General features: G+C 50.0%; 15 protein-coding genes. All 15 read left to right on the forward strand.

Annotation, left to right across the window (positions count from 1 at the left end; genetic code table 11):
* A partial coding sequence (locus M0R35_04475) for a nucleoside transporter (GenBank protein ID MCK9594913.1) occupies positions 1 to 434 on the forward strand: 434 nt, incomplete at its 5' end.
* Positions 435 to 437: 3 nt separating this feature from the next.
* Positions 438 to 2,186, forward strand: a complete 1,749-nt coding sequence (locus tag M0R35_04480) for a cation:proton antiporter (protein MCK9594914.1) — start codon at positions 438 to 440, stop codon at positions 2,184 to 2,186.
* 28 nt (positions 2,187 to 2,214) lie between these two features.
* Positions 2,215 to 3,093, forward strand: coding sequence for a DUF45 domain-containing protein (locus tag M0R35_04485; protein MCK9594915.1), 879 nt, complete (start codon positions 2,215 to 2,217; stop codon positions 3,091 to 3,093).
* A complete protein-coding gene (locus tag M0R35_04490) occupies positions 3,074 to 4,465 on the forward strand; it encodes an SH3 domain-containing protein (GenBank protein ID MCK9594916.1) in 1,392 nt (463 codons plus the stop codon). The genes M0R35_04485 and M0R35_04490 overlap by 20 nt, the downstream gene beginning before the upstream one ends.
* A gap of 84 nt (positions 4,466 to 4,549) precedes the next feature.
* The gene (locus tag M0R35_04495) at positions 4,550 to 6,337 is read left to right on the forward strand and encodes a TonB-dependent receptor (GenBank protein MCK9594917.1); all 1,788 of its coding nucleotides are present in this window, start codon (positions 4,550 to 4,552) and stop codon (positions 6,335 to 6,337) included.
* 330 nt (positions 6,338 to 6,667) lie between these two features.
* Positions 6,668 to 6,868, forward strand: coding sequence for a cold-shock protein (locus M0R35_04500; GenBank protein ID MCK9594918.1), 201 nt, complete (start codon positions 6,668 to 6,670; stop codon positions 6,866 to 6,868).
* A gap of 72 nt (positions 6,869 to 6,940) precedes the next feature.
* Complete coding sequence (locus M0R35_04505; GenBank protein ID MCK9594919.1) at positions 6,941 to 7,174, forward strand: cold shock domain-containing protein; 234 nt, start codon at positions 6,941 to 6,943, stop codon at positions 7,172 to 7,174.
* A 159-nt stretch (positions 7,175 to 7,333) separates the two neighbouring features.
* The gene (locus M0R35_04510; GenBank protein ID MCK9594920.1) at positions 7,334 to 7,582 is read left to right on the forward strand and encodes an iron-only hydrogenase system regulator; all 249 of its coding nucleotides are present in this window, start codon (positions 7,334 to 7,336) and stop codon (positions 7,580 to 7,582) included.
* Between the two features lie 156 nt (positions 7,583 to 7,738).
* Entirely contained in the window at positions 7,739 to 9,247 is a 1,509-nt protein-coding gene (hydG, locus tag M0R35_04515) for a [FeFe] hydrogenase H-cluster radical SAM maturase HydG (GenBank protein MCK9594921.1), read from the forward strand.
* Between the two features lie 12 nt (positions 9,248 to 9,259).
* Entirely contained in the window at positions 9,260 to 10,648 is a 1,389-nt protein-coding gene (locus M0R35_04520; GenBank protein ID MCK9594922.1) for an aspartate ammonia-lyase, read from the forward strand.
* On the forward strand, positions 10,632 to 11,891 hold the full coding sequence (gene hydF / locus M0R35_04525) for a [FeFe] hydrogenase H-cluster maturation GTPase HydF (GenBank protein MCK9594923.1): 1,260 nt from the start codon (positions 10,632 to 10,634) through the stop codon (positions 11,889 to 11,891). The genes M0R35_04520 and hydF overlap by 17 nt, the downstream gene beginning before the upstream one ends.
* Before the next feature lie 230 nt (positions 11,892 to 12,121).
* Positions 12,122 to 13,801, forward strand: a complete 1,680-nt coding sequence (locus M0R35_04530; protein MCK9594924.1) for an NAD+ synthase — start codon at positions 12,122 to 12,124, stop codon at positions 13,799 to 13,801.
* Between the two features lie 2 nt (positions 13,802 to 13,803).
* On the forward strand, positions 13,804 to 14,334 hold the full coding sequence (locus M0R35_04535; protein MCK9594925.1) for a sigma-70 family RNA polymerase sigma factor: 531 nt from the start codon (positions 13,804 to 13,806) through the stop codon (positions 14,332 to 14,334).
* Between the two features lie 186 nt (positions 14,335 to 14,520).
* Positions 14,521 to 15,285, forward strand: coding sequence for a hypothetical protein (locus M0R35_04540; protein ID MCK9594926.1), 765 nt, complete (start codon positions 14,521 to 14,523; stop codon positions 15,283 to 15,285).
* Positions 15,286 to 15,303: 18 nt separating this feature from the next.
* Entirely contained in the window at positions 15,304 to 16,662 is a 1,359-nt protein-coding gene (locus M0R35_04545) for an ammonium transporter (GenBank protein ID MCK9594927.1), read from the forward strand.
* Positions 16,663 to 16,676 lie beyond the last annotated feature (14 nt).

Raw genomic sequence — 16,676 nt, forward strand, 5'->3', positions numbered from 1 at the left:
CCGGGATCAACAAATTTCTCCATATCAGCTTTGTCTGGACCCTGCAGAATATTTTAGGCTATGTATTTTATCCTATCGCGGTGATCCTGGGCGTTCCGTTACAGGACGCGGGGACAGTCGCACGGATAGTCGGTGAAAGGACGATCGTAACGGAGGTGGTGGCTTATCAGGACCTGGCTGCTGTTTTAAGCAAGGGCCTGCTGCGCGACCCGCGTTCAGCGGTGATCACGGTCTATGCCTTATGCGGTTTCGCGCATTTTGCATCAATGGCGATCTTTGTGGGGGCGGTTTCCGCTTTAGCGCCTAAAAGGACCCGCGATATCTCAGCTATAGCTTTTCGGGCGCTGGCGGCGGCGACTCTGGCTTGCCTTATGACCGCCTGCGTCGCCGGGGTATTCTTCAACGCGAACGGGACGATCCTTTTAGGCAAATAAAATATGCAGTATCTCAGCGAACATCATATCCTGATATTTTTAGTCCAGATTTTTATTCTTCTGGGCTTGGCCCGGGGACTGGGCGAGTTGTTTAACAGGTTCAAACAGCCTGCGCTTACCGCGGAGATACTGGTAGGCATATTGCTGGGGCCGACTATCCTGGGCAGGTTTTTTCCGCATTTGCACCAGGCTATATTCCCGCCTGATCTGCTGCAATCTAATATGTTACAAACAGTCGCTTGGTTGGGGCTGTTGTTCTTCCTTATGGAAACCGGATTGAAAATGGATTTTTCCATAGCCTGGAGATACCGCTCAGAGGCGCTGACGATCGCGCTTACCGATATAATCGTGCCGATGACCATCGCTTTTACCGCCAGTTATCTTTTGCCTGCGCATTATCTGGTGGATCCGGGGCAGAGGGTCGTTTTTTCGCTTTTTATGGCTACGGCAATGACTATAAGCGCGATGCCTGTGACTATCAGGGCCCTTAATGACCTTAATCTTTCCAAGACCGATTTGGGTTTCCTGATAATGTCGGCTTTGGCGGTAAACGAGATCATCGGATGGCTCATATTCACGCTGATCCTCAGTTTTATTACCAGCGTGAATGTGGATATGGTCAGGATCTTCCTGGTCTTTTCAGTGGCGGTCGGTTTCATGATCTTTTGTATGACCGTGGGGAAAAATCTGGTGAACAGGGTGATCACCAGGATCAAAACGCTCAATATGTCGGAACCGGGCAGCTCATTGACCTTTATTTGCCTGCTTGGTTTTTTCTGCGGCGCGGTGTTCCAGAAGATCGGGATCAATGCCCTTATGGGGTTCTTTGTCGCCGGGGTAATGGCCGGAGAGGCCCGGTCGCTTTCGGTCAGGACCAGGCAGGTAATATCGCAGATGGTCTATGCCATTTTTGTCCCGCTTTTCTTCGCGTGTATCGGGTTGAATGTCGACTTTCTCAAGAACTTCAATCTATTTCTGGTGTTTTTCGTGACTGTCGTAAGCATAAGCGGTAAATTCCTGGGCGCGTGGCTGGGAGTGAATTTCACCGGCCTTCCCAGGACGAATCGGCTCTCCATAGCCATAGCCCATACCCCCGGTGGCTCGATCGAGATTGTGATCGCGCTTCTGGCCCTGCAGTATAATTTGATCAGCCCGGTTATGTTCGTGGCTATTGTTTGCGGGGCGATCCTTTCCTCGATAATATTCGGCCCCTGGCTGAAATACTCGGTCACCCGGCGCAAGGAGATAAGCATACTGGAGTTCTTCTCAAGGGAAACGATAATCCCTGAGTTAAAGTCGGAAAGCAGGGATAACGCGATATACGAGCTTTGCGCGTTGGCCGCTGAACAGGACAATTCCCCGCAGTCGGATACGCTTTATTCCGGGGTAATGGAACGCGAAAACTTGATGGCTACTGCAGTGGAAGAGGGGATAGCTTTGCCTCACGGGCGTTTCGCTTCGTTAAGGAGGCCGCTGGTGGTTTTCGGCCGGTCGGTTACCGGGATCGACTGGGATTCCCCGGACGGTAAGCCCACGCACTTCGTTTTTCTGATATTGACCCCGGCGGGCGATGATGAATTCCAGATCCAGATATTAAGGCATATCGCCAAAACCATGATCGAGAAAGATACCCGGGAATCGATAATGCGCTGCGGCAATGCCCAGGGATTATGGGGCATTCTGCAAATCGCGCTCACCGCAAAACGCGTTGTCCGCAAGCCTAAAACCGGCCATTCTCCGGCTGATAAATAACAGCAATATTCCAATTAAGAGCGAAACCATGATCTTGGAGCAGGGCAACATCTTCGAGCATCCGGCGGATAATAAGGATAAAGAGGCATTTCAAGCCATTCTTAAAAACGATTCTTTTGAGCTGGAAAGTATAATATCGCAGGGCCAGCGCACAGAGCAGGGCAAGTGGCTGGATGAAGAAAATAACGAATGGGTGGTCCTTTTAAGCGGGAAGGCCCGGCTTTTATTCGAACGGGGAAATATTGTCCGCGAGCTCAAACCCGGGGATTACGTTTATATCCCCAGTCATTGCCAACACCGGGTGGAGTGGACTGCCCCGGGTGAGAAGACCGTATGGCTGGCTTTGCATTTTAAGCCTTCGGGAAAATCGCGAGGATGCGGAGGGCATGGGCTCGCGTCCGGACAGGTAAAGATCGTGCGCACCGCCAGAAGGAAAAAGACCATTGCCGCCAGGATGGTTGACGGCGTTCTATGCGTTTTCTGCCCGCGGAATACCCCGCAGGATTTCCTGGTGCGGACGGTCGAGAAGTTCAAGGTAAAATTCAACAAACAGGCTTTGAAAAAGCAATTGAACCGGGATAAAGACCTGCGAACGGTCGCGTCCGAGCTTAACCGTAAATATTTCCAGGGAAAGCTGACCGTTAATTCAATAGAATACGTTACCGACCAGAAGAGTAAATTCGGGTGCTGTAATTATCATAAGAAAGCCATTCGTATCGCCCATTGCATAGCCGCGATGCCGGAATGGGTCAGGGATTATGTGGTGGTGCATGAGCTGGCGCATCTTTTGGTGCCTGACCACAGCAGGGCGTTTTGGGATCTGGTGGCGAACTACAAGCTTGCTGAAAGAGCCAAAGGTTATCTTTTAGCTAAGGGGATCGATCATAATGAAGAATCACAGTTCTGATTTTTGTTATTTACGGCCGTTACTGCCCGTGATCGTTTTAGGGCTGGCCCTGTTGAATTGCGGATGTGTTTCTTTGCGGGAGCGCCTTTATTATTCCGCGCCGACTGTCATAAGCGGAACCTGCCGGCAAATGAACACTCCGGGGTTCTGGATAAGCAGGCACGCGGATCCGGACCGGGTAATAATGGATCGCGGGCAGATCGAGCGGTTTAACAGTTGTATAAGCGAAGAACCGGGTCTGGTCAGGGACATAACCGGCCTGGCGGATCTTTATTCCGGCAGGGAATTGGCAGAAGAGTTTAACAGGCAGATCAAAAGTCTTTATCAGCACGGCCTTTATACGTTCAGCGGCAAAAAAGCCGGCAGGGATTTCTATAAAACAGCCGAGGACTTGATGTGTTTGGCAGGGGTCGCGCCTCAGGTTAAGGTGAAATTCGGGTTTATCAGCGCTTCCAGCGATCAGCGGCTTCTGCCTCTTGAAGATGGGCTGTACGCTAAGATAAACGATATAGACTTTGACGAGTTACAGAACAGTTCCCTGGATATCGCTACCCCGGTGGCAGTGCTGCACCAGAGCGTCGACGGCAAATGGCTGTATCTATTGGCTCCGTTAAGCGATGGCTGGGTAAAAGCGGATAATGTGGCGTTATGCAGCAGGCAGCAATTAAAGGGTTTTTTGTCCGCTCAGCGTTTTAGCGTGGTCATCAGCGCCAGGGCCGATATTTTCCTGGATGATCGTCTCACCGATCATTATGATTACCTGCGCATGGGTTCGCGGATAAAGGTCCAGGCTGATCTCACGGATGCAATAGTGAAGGTTAGCGTACCTGTGAAGGATGTGGACGGCGGTTTTATTGAGAAGACCGCGTACATGAAAAAAAATGATCTAAGCCCCGGTTATCTTCCTTATACTCCGCGCAATATGATCGAGCAGGCGTTCAAGCAGCTTAACAGCCCTTATGGCTGGGGAGGGATGAATGGAGAAGCGGATTGTTCCCAGTTTGTTAAAGAGGTCTTTGCCTGCTCCGGTATCTGCCTCCCGCGGAATTCTTCCAGTCAGTCCGGGATAGGCGCTTTGATCGCGGAGTTTAATAATAAGGAAGACTCCCAATCCAAAATAGACATCTTGGGGAAAGTCTATGGTGGAGTTACCATTTTAGGGTTGAAAGGCCATATTATGCTTTTTCTGGGCATGGCTGGCGCAAGGCCTTACGCGATCCACAGCCTTTGGGCCTATCGTCAGAGATCGGGCGGCAAGGATACGGTCAGGCGGGTCAACCGGGTCGTGGTCACCGGCCTTGATCTTGGGAAAGGCTCATTTAAGGGCTCTCTCTTGCAGAGGCTAAAAAGCGTAAGGCAGATATCCGATTAACCCGTCCCTATCATTGTAAACCAAATATAAGTATATAGTTGACAGTTGTTCTCCGGCTGTTATAATTTGATCATGCCGGAGCGAATGACCCGCCTCATATTAGCCGCAGTAACCGTCGGTTGCGCTTGCACCGTTTGTTTCGCGCAGGATCAGCCTCTCAGCCTTGAGCCGATAGTGGTCGCCAGGAGCAATACCCGCTTTTTAAAGGCATATTCGCTGAGTTATGATGAGAGTAGCGGCATATCCGAAGGTTCTCCGTTCAAATCGCTAAGCCAAACTCCTTTAGACCTGCAAAGCCGTAATTTATTTGGAGATATCCAGACGGATATGTCTTTGCGCGGATCCGGCTCCCAGGGCGTTCTTGTCGCTATAGCAAATCAGAGGATAAACGATCCGCAAACGAGCCATTATAATTGCGATATCCCGTTGACAGCCGCAGATATCCAGAGGATCGAGATCATTCCCGGAGCCGCTTCATCGGTTTTCGGCCCGGACGCGGTAGGAGGCGTGGTTAATATTATCCCTAAGAGGCCTATTGCTAAAAAAACGGTGATTGAAACGAAGGCTGGTTCGCACGGAACATTTTACGACCTGTTCAGCTACAGCGACAAAGCCGGGGATCTGGGCCTGCGTTTTTCCCAGGAGAACCATATCTCAGGCGGGTTTCGCGAGGATACGGATTTCAGGAAATCCACCACTGCCGTGAGTTCTTCTTTTGACGCCCCGGACCTGCAGGCGGATATTAACCTGGGATACCAGGATAAGGAATACGGGGCTTATGATTTTTATACCCCGGGCAAAGGTTATCCTTCCCAGGAGCATACCCGGACCTATCTTTTGGATTCCCGGTTAGGCTGGCAGAAGGGGGAGTTAAAGATAAAACCGGGTTTTCTGTGGCGCAGGCATTATGATAAATTCATCCTGGATAAGACCGGATATAAAAGCAAGTCAATAAACCACCACCGCAGCGATATTTATACCCCGTTTGTTTATCTGCAGAGAGAAAGCGAGCTCTTAGGCGCCTCCGGTTTAGGGTTAGAGTGCGGCCAGGAGAGGATGCGTTCCGGCTCCCTGGGAGATCACCAGCGCGGGCATAAAAGCGCCTATATAGAAGATGAAAAAGAGCTTAATGATCTTTGGGCGATAGGCGGATCAGCCAGATTAGACGATTATGACGGGTTCGGCCAAGCGTATACCGGTTCGCTAAACAGCAGGTATAGATTATCCGGCAAAGAATCGGTGTCTCTGGCTGTGTCCAGGAATATCCGCGTGCCTTCTTTTACCGAGCTTTATTACAGCGACCCCACAACCATAGGATATTCCGGGCTGAAGGAGGAGAGGTCGATAAATTACCAGGTAGGTTATGATCGTAAGATCAAAAAGGGCTCCTGGGGCACGGTTTTCTTCATAAGAAAAGAAGACAATACAATCGATTGGGTTAAAAGTATCCCTGATCAGGAAAAATGGCAGGCCGGGAATATCCCGGGAGTGGATGTTTCAGGTATTGAAAGTTATTTTAAGAGGGATATAAATGCCGCGATAAGCCTGGATTCCAATTATACCTATATAAATAAGCCGGCGGATAAACACGGATACCTTTATAAATACGGCCGGAATTATACCCGGCACCTGGCGAATATGCTGTTTAGCTTTAAATTCCCTTTCGCGGATTCATTCCTCGGGGTCACCTATAAGAAAAAACCCGGCAGGGATGGCTGGACTATAGTGAATACCGGCATAAGCCGGCAGGTAAATAAGAATATAAAAGTATATCTGAAGGCGGAGAACCTGTTTAACAGTGAATATCAGGAAATAGAAGGCATTCCTCAGCCAGGCAGGTGGGTAGAGGCGGGGATGCGGCTTGAATGGTAGTGGTAGGGGACGGTTCCTCTGATTATAACATCATACAGACAAATAAGTTACATCTGTCCATTTGTCAACTTTGCTAGAGCTATTTTGTAATATGCCGGTTAAATTATGGCAATGGCGTAGTTGTAACTTAATACGCTGCAAAGAGTAATTTAACGAGGAACCGTCCCCTAAAATAAAAGTTGACAAAAATAAGATTTGTGATATAGTTTATCAAGTAAATAAGGGAGTAGTTATCTGGGACCGTAAGGCGATAGAGAGTGACTCGCTGAGCGGTTTTTTTGTTACTGCCGTTATTTACTAAAAATAACATAGGAAGGAGGTTAGTGAATAATGGCAAAAGGTAAAGTAAAGTGGTTCTCAAACCAAAAAGGTTATGGATTTATTACTCCTGAATCGGGTGCGGATGTATTTGTGCATCACAGCGCGATCCAGGGTGACGGCTATAAGACTTTGGATGAAGGACAGGAAGTTGAGTTTGACATCGAAAAAGGTCCTAAAGGCGAACAGGCTACAAACGTAGTAAAGTTATAACCAACAGTTTCAAAAGGCCCGGTTTCATAATGAGCCGGGCCTTGTTTTTTTAAAACAGACAGGAGCGACAAAATGCATACCGGAAAAATTAAAAAGCTGGTCCGCGACAGAGGTTTTGGTTTCATCAGCGACACAGACGGCAGGGAAGTTTTCTTTCATCAGAGCAGCCTGGTGGATGTACAGTTTGCTGCTTTGAATGAAGACCAGTTGGTTGATTTTGAGGTAGAAAAATCGCCCAAAGGCCCTCGCGCCATAAACGTCAAGCCTTCTACTGGTGAAGCGCCGTCAGCTGAAGCTCAGGCGTAATAGCCTGGTTTTAAATAGCAGAAGCAGTATAATAATAGATAGAAATGATCCTGCGGTAAGGAGCTCGATTCTGTAGCCAAGGGTGAGAGATAAATCAGGCCTATCCTTGTTTTCGCGGGGATAGGCCTTTTTTTATAGGTTTTTTAAGCGGAGAGAATGATGGAGAAACATCTGGGAGCAGTAGTGATAATCGTGAAAAAAAGGCAAGAAGCGGCATCCGGGGTGAATGAATTGCTTTCGCAGTTCGGCAATATCATCGTTTCCAGGACGGGGTTCCCTTATGAGAAACGCGGGGTCAACGTGATCACCCTTATTGTGGACGGGACCACAGACGAGATCGGCGCTTTGACCGGCAAACTGGGAATGTTCAAGAGCGTGACTGTTAAGACCACGCTGGCAAAGGTGTAGCTGATCTATAATCGATAATCTATAGTCGATTGATCGGGTTGTAAAAAAGAGAAAAGGCTCGAAGATGCAGAATGTTTTGGATAAGATAAAGGCTTGGTGAAGATGTAGCTGATCTATAGCCGGTAGTTTGAATGTAGAAACGCAAGAGGATCGAAAATGCATAACGCGTTAAAAGAGATCAAGGATTTTAAGAAAATGACCATCAAAGAGGAAGAGAACGCCAAGTATCTTAACGGCGGCAAGGATTTTATAGATGATCCGGAGATATCCCGCTTGTTAAAGGTCCGCCGGGATATCGAGCCTGGCGAGGTCCGCGATATTATCCGCAAATCCCGGGATATCCAGAGCCTCGAGCTGTCAGAGGCCGCAGCTTTGCTTAACGTTGAAGATAAGGGGCTTTGGGAAGAGATCTTTGATGCCGCCGCCCGGATTAAGCGCAAGGTTTATGACAACCGGGTGGTTACTTTCGCCCCGCTTTATTGCTCCAGCCTTTGCGTGAACAACTGCGCTTATTGCGGGTTCCGCGGGGAGAACCAGGTCATTGAGCGCCGGACATTGAGCATTTCTGAAGTCCGTAAAGAAGCTGAAGTGCTTGCCGGAAAGCTCGGCCATAAAAGGCTGGTCGTGGTCTTCGGCGAACATCCTTCATCCGGCGCCGATTATATCTGCGAGGTTATGCGCGAGATATACGATGTTAAGATCAAGACCCGCCGCGGCTTCGGGGCTATCCGCAGGGTCAACGTCAACGCCGCCCCTATGAGCATAGCCGATTACAAGAAGGTCAAAGCCGCGGGGATCGGGACTTTTCAGGTTTTTCAGGAGACGTATCACCGCCGGACATATGGAAATGTTCACCCGGCAAATACCATAAAGGGCGATTTCGGATGGCGGCTTTATTCTTTGCACCGGGCCATGGAAGCGGGGATCGACGATGTGGCGATCGGGGCTCTTTTCGGTTTGTATGCCTGGCGTTTTGAGGTGCTGGGCTTGCTCGCCCATGCCCGCGACCTGGAAAAATATTTCGGGATCGGCCCGCACACCGTGTCCTTTCCCAGGCTTGAGCCCGCGGCCAATACCCCTTTCATAAATAAAACCGAGCATGCTGTAAAAGACGATGATTTCAAGAAGCTGGTGGCGGTTTTGAGGCTTGCCATACCTTACGCCGGTATGATCGTTACCTGCCGGGAACCCCCCAGGATGATGGGCGAGGTCATAGCCATGTGCACCCAGCGCGACGCTTCCTCCAAGGTCGGCATCGGCGCCTACAGCGAGCGCGGGGACAACCAGGAGGAGAATATCCAGCAGTTCATTCTCGGTGACAGCCGTTCCCTGGATGAGGTGATCAGGGATCTGGCTGCCAGGGGTTATATTACTTCTTTTTGCACCGCGGGTTACCGCTGCGGCCGGACCGGCGACAATATCATGTCTATGCTTAAGACCGGCAGGGAAGGTTGTTTATGCAAACTGAACGCTGTCCTCACTTTTCAGGAATGGCTGGATGATTTTGGCAGCGACCAGACCCGCAAGATCGGCGAAGGCCTGATTGACCGGGAGATCGCTCAGATAAAAGCCAGGGTCCCCGCGGATTTTTCCGCGGAGATGTTCCGGGCCTTCAGCGAATACCACAGCCGGATCAGGGCGGGGGAAAGAGACCTTTGTTTTTAAACCGGAGATGAAATGGAATACCGCATAGAAAAAGACCTGCTCGGCGAATTAAAAGTACCGCAGACCGTATATTGGGGTATCCATGCGCAACGGGCGCTGTCTAACTTCTCCGTCAGCGGCCGGAAAGTCAATCCGGCATTGCTGCGGGCATACGCGAAGGTAAAAAAGGCCTGCTGTCAGGCTAACCAGGAATTAGGCCTTTTGGAGGATAAGAAAGCCAAAGCCGTGATCCAGGCGTGCGATGAAATTATTGAAGGTAAATTTTCCGACCAGTTTCCCGTGGACGCCCTGCAGGGCGGCGCCGGCACCTCGACCAATATGAACGTAAATGAAGTTATCGCCAACCGGGCCATAGAGCTTCTGGGTGGAAAACGAGGGGATTATTCGATCGTTCATCCCCTGGAAGAGGTGAACCTTAACCAGTCGACCAATGACACCTATCCTACTGCTTTAAAGATCGCCGCGATAACGGGATTCCGTGATTTGAGCCAGGCCATAGCCGGGCTTCAAGGCGCTTTCCAGAGAAAAGAAAAAGAATTTGCTAAGATAGTCAAGATTGCCAGGACCGAACTTCAGGAAGCGGTGCCCATGACCCTGGGCCAGGAGTTTTCGGCGTTCGCCGAGGCTATTGCCCGAGACCGGTGGCGGACCTTTAAATGCGAGGAGAGGCTGCGGCTGGTTAATATCGGAGGCACAGCTGTTGGAACAGGCATAACCGCGCCGCGCAGTTATATATTCCTGGTAATTGAAACCTTGCGCAATGTCACCGGCCTGGGTTTGAGCCGGGGCGAAACTGTGCTGGATCAAACCGCAAACAGCGATTGCTTTGTCGAGGTTTCCGGGATACTTAAAGCCCATGCCAGCAATTTAATAAAGATCTGCAATGACCTGCGGCTTTTAAATCTGCTCCAGGAGATCGAGTTGCCCGGATCACAGGCCGGCTCATCGGTTATGCCCGGCAAGATCAATCCGGTCATGCTGGAAATGGTCATTCAGGTCGCTGTTAAGGTCATTGCCAATGACCTGATAATCACCGAATGCTGTTCCCGCTCAAGCCTGCAGATAAATGAGTTTATGCCGCTTCTGGCGGACGCTATTCTGGAATCGTTGGATATTTTGAGCGAAAGCAGCAAGATATTCGGCGGCCATATATCGGCGATAAAGGCGAATGCGGAAAAATGCCGCGAATATTTTGACCGCAGCCCGGCCATAATCACAGTGCTTATCCCGCATATCGGTTATGAAAAAGCCGAAGCCCTACTTAAAGAGTTTTTCGGTTCAGGGGTAAAGGACCTCAGGGGATTTCTGGCCGAAAAACTGGGCAAAGAATTGATCGAAAGGGTCTTTGACCCGTATAACCTTATTTCCTTAGGATACCAGGCAAATGAAAAAAACCCCTAAATCGCTGAGATTGCATATAGGTATTTTCGGCAGGACCAATGTCGGTAAATCCAGTTTTCTGAATATGGCGGCGGGCCAGGACGTGGCTATTACCTCGCCTGTAGCCGGGACAACCACGGATGTGGTGGAAAAGCCTATGGAGCTTATGCCTATAGGACCGGTGGTTTTTCTGGATACCGCAGGCCTGGATGACCGGTCTGTTCTATCCGAGGCCAGGATGAAAAAGACGCGCAAGATCTTTGACCGCGCGGATGTGATTGTTCTTTTGACCGAGGCTGATAACTGGGGCAGTTACGAGGGCCAAGTGCTGGAAGAGGCTGTAAAGCGGCAGACGCCGTTTATTACAGTTATAAATAAAATAGATCTGAAAGCCCCAACAGCGGAATTCATCAATAAGATAAAAGAAAAAGCTGAACGGGTTATCTGTTGCTCGAGTGTTGACTGGCCCAACCGGGATAAATATGTTAATGCCTTAAAAAAAGAAGTACTCGATGTCTGCCCGGATGAGTTCCTGAATCCTCCGCCTTTGATTGCGGACCTGCTGCCCGCAGGGGGGTTGGCGGTGATGATAGTCCCTATTGACCTGCAGGCGCCTAAAGGCAGGTTGATCCTTCCCCAGGTTCAGACTATCCGCGACGCGTTGGATAATGACGCCGCGACCCTGGTGGTCAAAGAAAGGGAATACGGGCATCTCCTGCGCAAGTTAAAGGAACCGCCGGATATCGTGGTCTGCGATTCACAGGTGGTCCTGAAGATGGTCGCGGATACGCCCAAGGAAGTAAAGTGCACTACGTTTTCCATACTTTTCTCGCGTTACAAAGGCGATCTGATTGAGGCGGCTAAAGGGGCGGCGGCTATTAATTCTTTAAAACCTAAGGACAAAATCCTCATCGCCGAGGCCTGCAGCCATCACGCCATTGAGGACGATATAGGCAGGGTGAAGATCCCCCGCTGGCTGCGCCAGTATATAGGAGGGGATATCCAGATCGATGTTTACTCTGGCAGGGATTATCCCGAGAACCTGCAGGAATATAAGCTGGTTATCCATTGCGGAGGATGCATGATCACCCGCAGGGAAATGCTTTTCCGGATCGAAAAGTCCAAAGAAGCGGGCGTGGCGATCACCAATTACGGGGTGGCGGTGTCTGTGCTTCAGGGGGTGGTTCACCGGACGCTTTCTCCGTTCCCTGCCGCCTTGGACGCGTTCAACAGGGCTGAAGAAAGGTTTAAAAAAGGGTTATAATCCCTTTTCACTTGACAAAATAAGATATTGTGGTACACTTATTGTGTACTCAATAGTGCATTAGAAAGACAATGATGTCTTCTGTGAGCGATCACACGAAGGCATTTTTTTTCGCGCTAAGGCGAAAGATTCCATAGACGGAATACCAAGGATAATGATGTCCTGGACTGTGTCGTTTGACGGCACGGTTCGGGATTTTTTTTTAGGAACCGCCAAAAAGGGGTTTTAAGATGAAAGAACGCATAATACGCGTGGCTGTAGGGCAGATAAATTGCACAGTAGGTGATCTGGAAGGCAATGCCGTAAAGATCAAAGAGGCGTTCCGCGGAGCCGGGCTTTCCCAGGCGGATATCGTTTTGTTTCCGGAACTGGCGCTTACCGGTTATCCTCCGGAAGACCTGTTGCTTAAGCCAAAGTTTATCCTGGATAATCTGGATTGCCTGAACTCACTCGCCAAATCGCTTTCCGGGGCAATAGCGGTGGTGGGATTTGTGGACTGCAGGGGCAAGGATATTTATAACGCCGCGGCAGTGATCTGCGAAGGCAAAGTCCAGGGCGTGTATCATAAGATGCTTTTGCCTAATTACGGGGTGTTCGATGAAAAACGTTACTTCACTCCCGGTAGCGAGCCTGTAGTCTTCAGCCTGGGTAATGCGGTTTTCGGGGTGAATATCTGCGAAGATATCTGGGATCTCAACGGCCCGGCTCATGCCCAGGCAGCCAGGAAAGCCGGGCTTATCCTGAATATAAATGCCTCGCCTTATCACATCGGCAAAAGCAGGGTCAGGCAGGATATTCTGTCCAGGCAGGCCAAGGCGAATAAAACGGCCATTGTTTACGCGAACATGGTCGGTGGCCAGGATGAGCTGGTTTTTGACGGACAGAGCATGGCCCTGGATAAGCAGGGCAGGTTGATAAATAAGGCGGAGGCATTTACCGAAGACCTGCTGATCACCGACCTTAAGGTCCCGGAGAAAGGTAAGCTCGGGGCCAAAACCATTAAGCTTCCGTCCCGGCCTGTCGCTGTAGAGAAGACTGAATTATTTAAAAGGGAAATTAAGGAATTGCCGCAAACAGCCGAGGTTTATCAGGCCTTGGTCCTTGGGTTACGGGATTATGCCGCTAAGAACGGATTTAAAGAGGCGGTTATCGGATTAAGCGGAGGCATTGATTCCAGCCTGGTCGCCGCTATAGCCGCGGATGCGCTGGGCCATAACAAGGTTATCGGCATATTCATGCCGTCGCGTTATTCTTCCCGGGATTCCGATGAGGACGCCCGGCAACTCGCGCAGAACCTGCGGATCGAGTTTAAAAGTATTTCAATCGAACAGATATATAAGATGTATTTATTGCTCTTTGAGCCATATTTTACCGGCCTGCCCAAGAATATTGCCGAGGAGAACCTCCAGGCCAGGATAAGAGGGAATATCCTTATGGCTTTTTCCAATAAATTCGGCTGGCTGGTCCTGACCACGGGTAATAAATCCGAGATGAGCACAGGATACGCCACGCTTTACGGGGATATGGCCGGAGGATTGGCGTTGATCAAAGATGTGCCAAAGACGATGGTTTATGAATTGGTCAAATACCGCAATTCCCAGGAAGCGGTCATCCCGGAGAGGGTCATCAGTAAAGCCCCTACAGCGGAGCTGCGCATGGATCAGAAGGATTCGGATTCTTTACCGGAGTATGAAAAGCTGGATCCGATCCTGAAGGCTTATGTGGAAGAAGACCGGGATCTTAAGGATATCGTTTCTAAAGGCTGTGACCGGGAAACCGCGAAAAAGGTGCTGGAGCTGGTGGATAAAAGCGAATATAAAAGGCGGCAGTCGCCTCCGGGGGTTAAGATAACGCCACGGGCCTTCGGTAAGGACCGGCGAATGCCGATCACCAACAAATACCGGAAATAAAAATGGACGCTTACGATAAACTCTTAAAAAGGCTTACCCCGAAATTAAAGGGCATAACCTATAAACTGAACAGCTATCTTTCCTGCGCGGATCATGACGATCTTTTTCAGGAGGCCCTGCTGCATCTATGGCTTGAATTCAACTCCGGCAAGCTTGTGGATAAGACCGACAGCTATATATTGCAGGGTTGTTATTTTTATCTGAGGAACCATATCCGTAAAGCCGGCGATAAGATCTGCCCTTTGAGCCTGGATTTTGTCCTCGCAGGCGAAAAAGGAGAAGAATTGCAGCCGGGGTTGTATCTGAAGGATGGAACCGCGGAAAACTTCCGCGATGAGCTTAACGATAAGCTGCTGGCTGATACTATAATGAATAACGGCTTGACTGAACGGGAGAAGAAGCTTTTGCCTTTTCTCGCCGAGGGATTAACCTTGAGGGAGATCGGCGAGAACCTGGGCATATCGCACGTTATGGTCATTAAAATGACCAAAGTGATCCGCGAAAAATGCCGTAAACATACAGACAGATTTTAGTTACCAGAAGTATTGGTTTGTTACTTGTATAGATGTAGTTAAGCAGTAAACACATAGCTGTGTGATCAAACCAAAGGCGCTTTCTGAAAAGAAACGTCTTTTTTTGTTTTAAAGCTTTAGACATAGGCGTCTTAGGCCCAGGGTTGGGCCTTAAGGCGCCTTGTTTATTTAGAGGAAAGGGGCAAGATGAAAAAGATAACCGCAGGGTTCATAGCTCTTGTTTTGGGTTTGTTCTGCAGCCCGGCTGCGTTCGCCGGTGAAGGATGGTTCACCGATTCGGGGTTCAGCGCCGGAGGCGATCTTTCTTATTATACGCAATATGTCTGGAGGGGGTTTGTCCTGGACCGGGATAATGTCCTTCAACCCGGTTATTATATTTCTACCCCTGATACCAAGTATGGAAAACTGACCGGGAAGGTCTGGTCTAGCCATGATACCCAAAACCAGGATAACCTGAAATCCGAGGAGAATGATTATATCCTGGATTATACCTATACATTGGGGGATATCGGGCTTTCCATCGGCCACACATATTATGATTTTGTGGATACCGACACTTTCAGCCGCGAGTGGTACACCGGGGTTAGTCTCCCTGAAGTTTTTCTTAGCCCGTCATTGTTCTTTTACCGCGACTACGGCAGCGAAGATGATGGCGGCGGGTTCGGCACTTACACGGTATTAAATCTGGCCAAAAGCATACCGGTTGAGTTGAAAGGCGTTCCGTCAAGCCTGGAGTTGTCCGGGCACTACGGCTATAACCACAAGCTCTTTATGGCAGGCAAAGGCGCGGATATAGGAATGACCGTTGGTTTCAAGACCCAGTTGACCAAGAACCTCTCGGTGATGCCGAATATCAATTATTCCATACCTCTGGGCGATCTGAAGGCGGAGGAATACGGGGATCAGAAGAAAAGATTCTATACGGGGGTTGTAGCGGCATACGCGTTCTAAATAAGGAGGTAGGTTGCGATGTTAAAACGAATATTATTAATGATGACAGCGGTGGTGGGGGCAGCTACTCTGGCCTTTGCCCAGGACCCTTCGGGGGCTGAAACGCTTGCCGCAAATCCGATGGCCCCGGTGGATTATGTCTGGGTCTTGGTCTGCGGTTTCCTGGTTTTCTTTATGCAGGCCGGTTTTGCCATGGTTGAAGCGGGTTTTTGCCGGGCTAAGAATGCCACGAACCTTATGGCTAAGAATGTTATTGATTTCACCGTCGCTTCGCTGATTTTCATGGCTTTTGGGTTCGCCCTTATGATGGGTACCGATTACCACGGGCTGGTGGGAATATCCGGCTGGTTCCTTCACGGCGAGAGTTATGATGTCGGAAAGTACTTAATGTTTTTCTGGCAGCTGGTTTTCGCGGGAACGGCAGCGACGATCGTGTCCGGGGCAATTGCCGAGCGCCTTAAATTCAAAGCGTATTTTATCTACAGCCTTGCCGTAACCGCTCTGATCTATCCTATATATGGCCACTGGGTCTGGGGCGGCGGATGGTTGTCGCAACTGCCTTTTGGCATAGGGCATGTTGATTTCGCGGGTTCGGGAGTAGTGCATACTATCGGCGGTTTTGTAGGGTTGGCAGGAGCTATTGTCTTAGGGCCGAGATTCGGGAAATTTGCCAAGGACGGAAAACCCAGGGCTATTCCCGGCCACAGCATTACGCTGGCGGCATTAGGTACGTTCATTCTATGGTTTGGCTGGTTCGGGTTCAACCCCGGTTCGACGTTCTCGGCGCATCAATTAAGGATCGCCGTTATCGCCGTGAATACAAACCTGGCTGCGGCAGCAGGCGCGGCAGTGGCTATTCTGCTGGTTTTTGCCAAAACAAAGAAATGGGACGTAGGCATGATGTTGAACGGTTGTTTGGCGGGCCTTGTTGCCATAACCGCTCCCTGCGCCTGGGTTGAGGCATGGGCAGCGGTGGTGATCGGCGCGATCGCCGGAGCGCTGGTTGTCGGGAGCGTTTATTTCTGGGAAGCCCGGGGCGTTGACGATCCGGTGGGCGCGGTCAGTGTTCACGGTATCAATGGCATATGGGGTCTTATCGCTGTCGGGCTTTTTGCCGACGGTACCTATGGTTTGGGCACTACTAGTGAGCCCTTGGTGAAAGGGTTATTCTATGGAGGAGGATCCGGACAGCTGTTGGCTCAGGTGATCGGTGCGGTAGTGTGCGCTGCCTGGGCATTCGGGCTGGGATTCGTGGTATTCAAAATAATGGATAAGAAGTTCGGTGTTCGGGTTTCCCCGGAAGAGGAACTAAAAGGGCTGGATATAATAGAGCACGGGACTCCCGCTTATCCTAACTTCTATAACTATAACAATTAGACGATATTTTAACA

The sequence above is a fragment of the Candidatus Omnitrophota bacterium genome (assembly GCA_023227985.1).
Lineage (GTDB): Bacteria > Omnitrophota > Gorgyraeia > Gygaellales > Profunditerraquicolaceae > JALOCB01.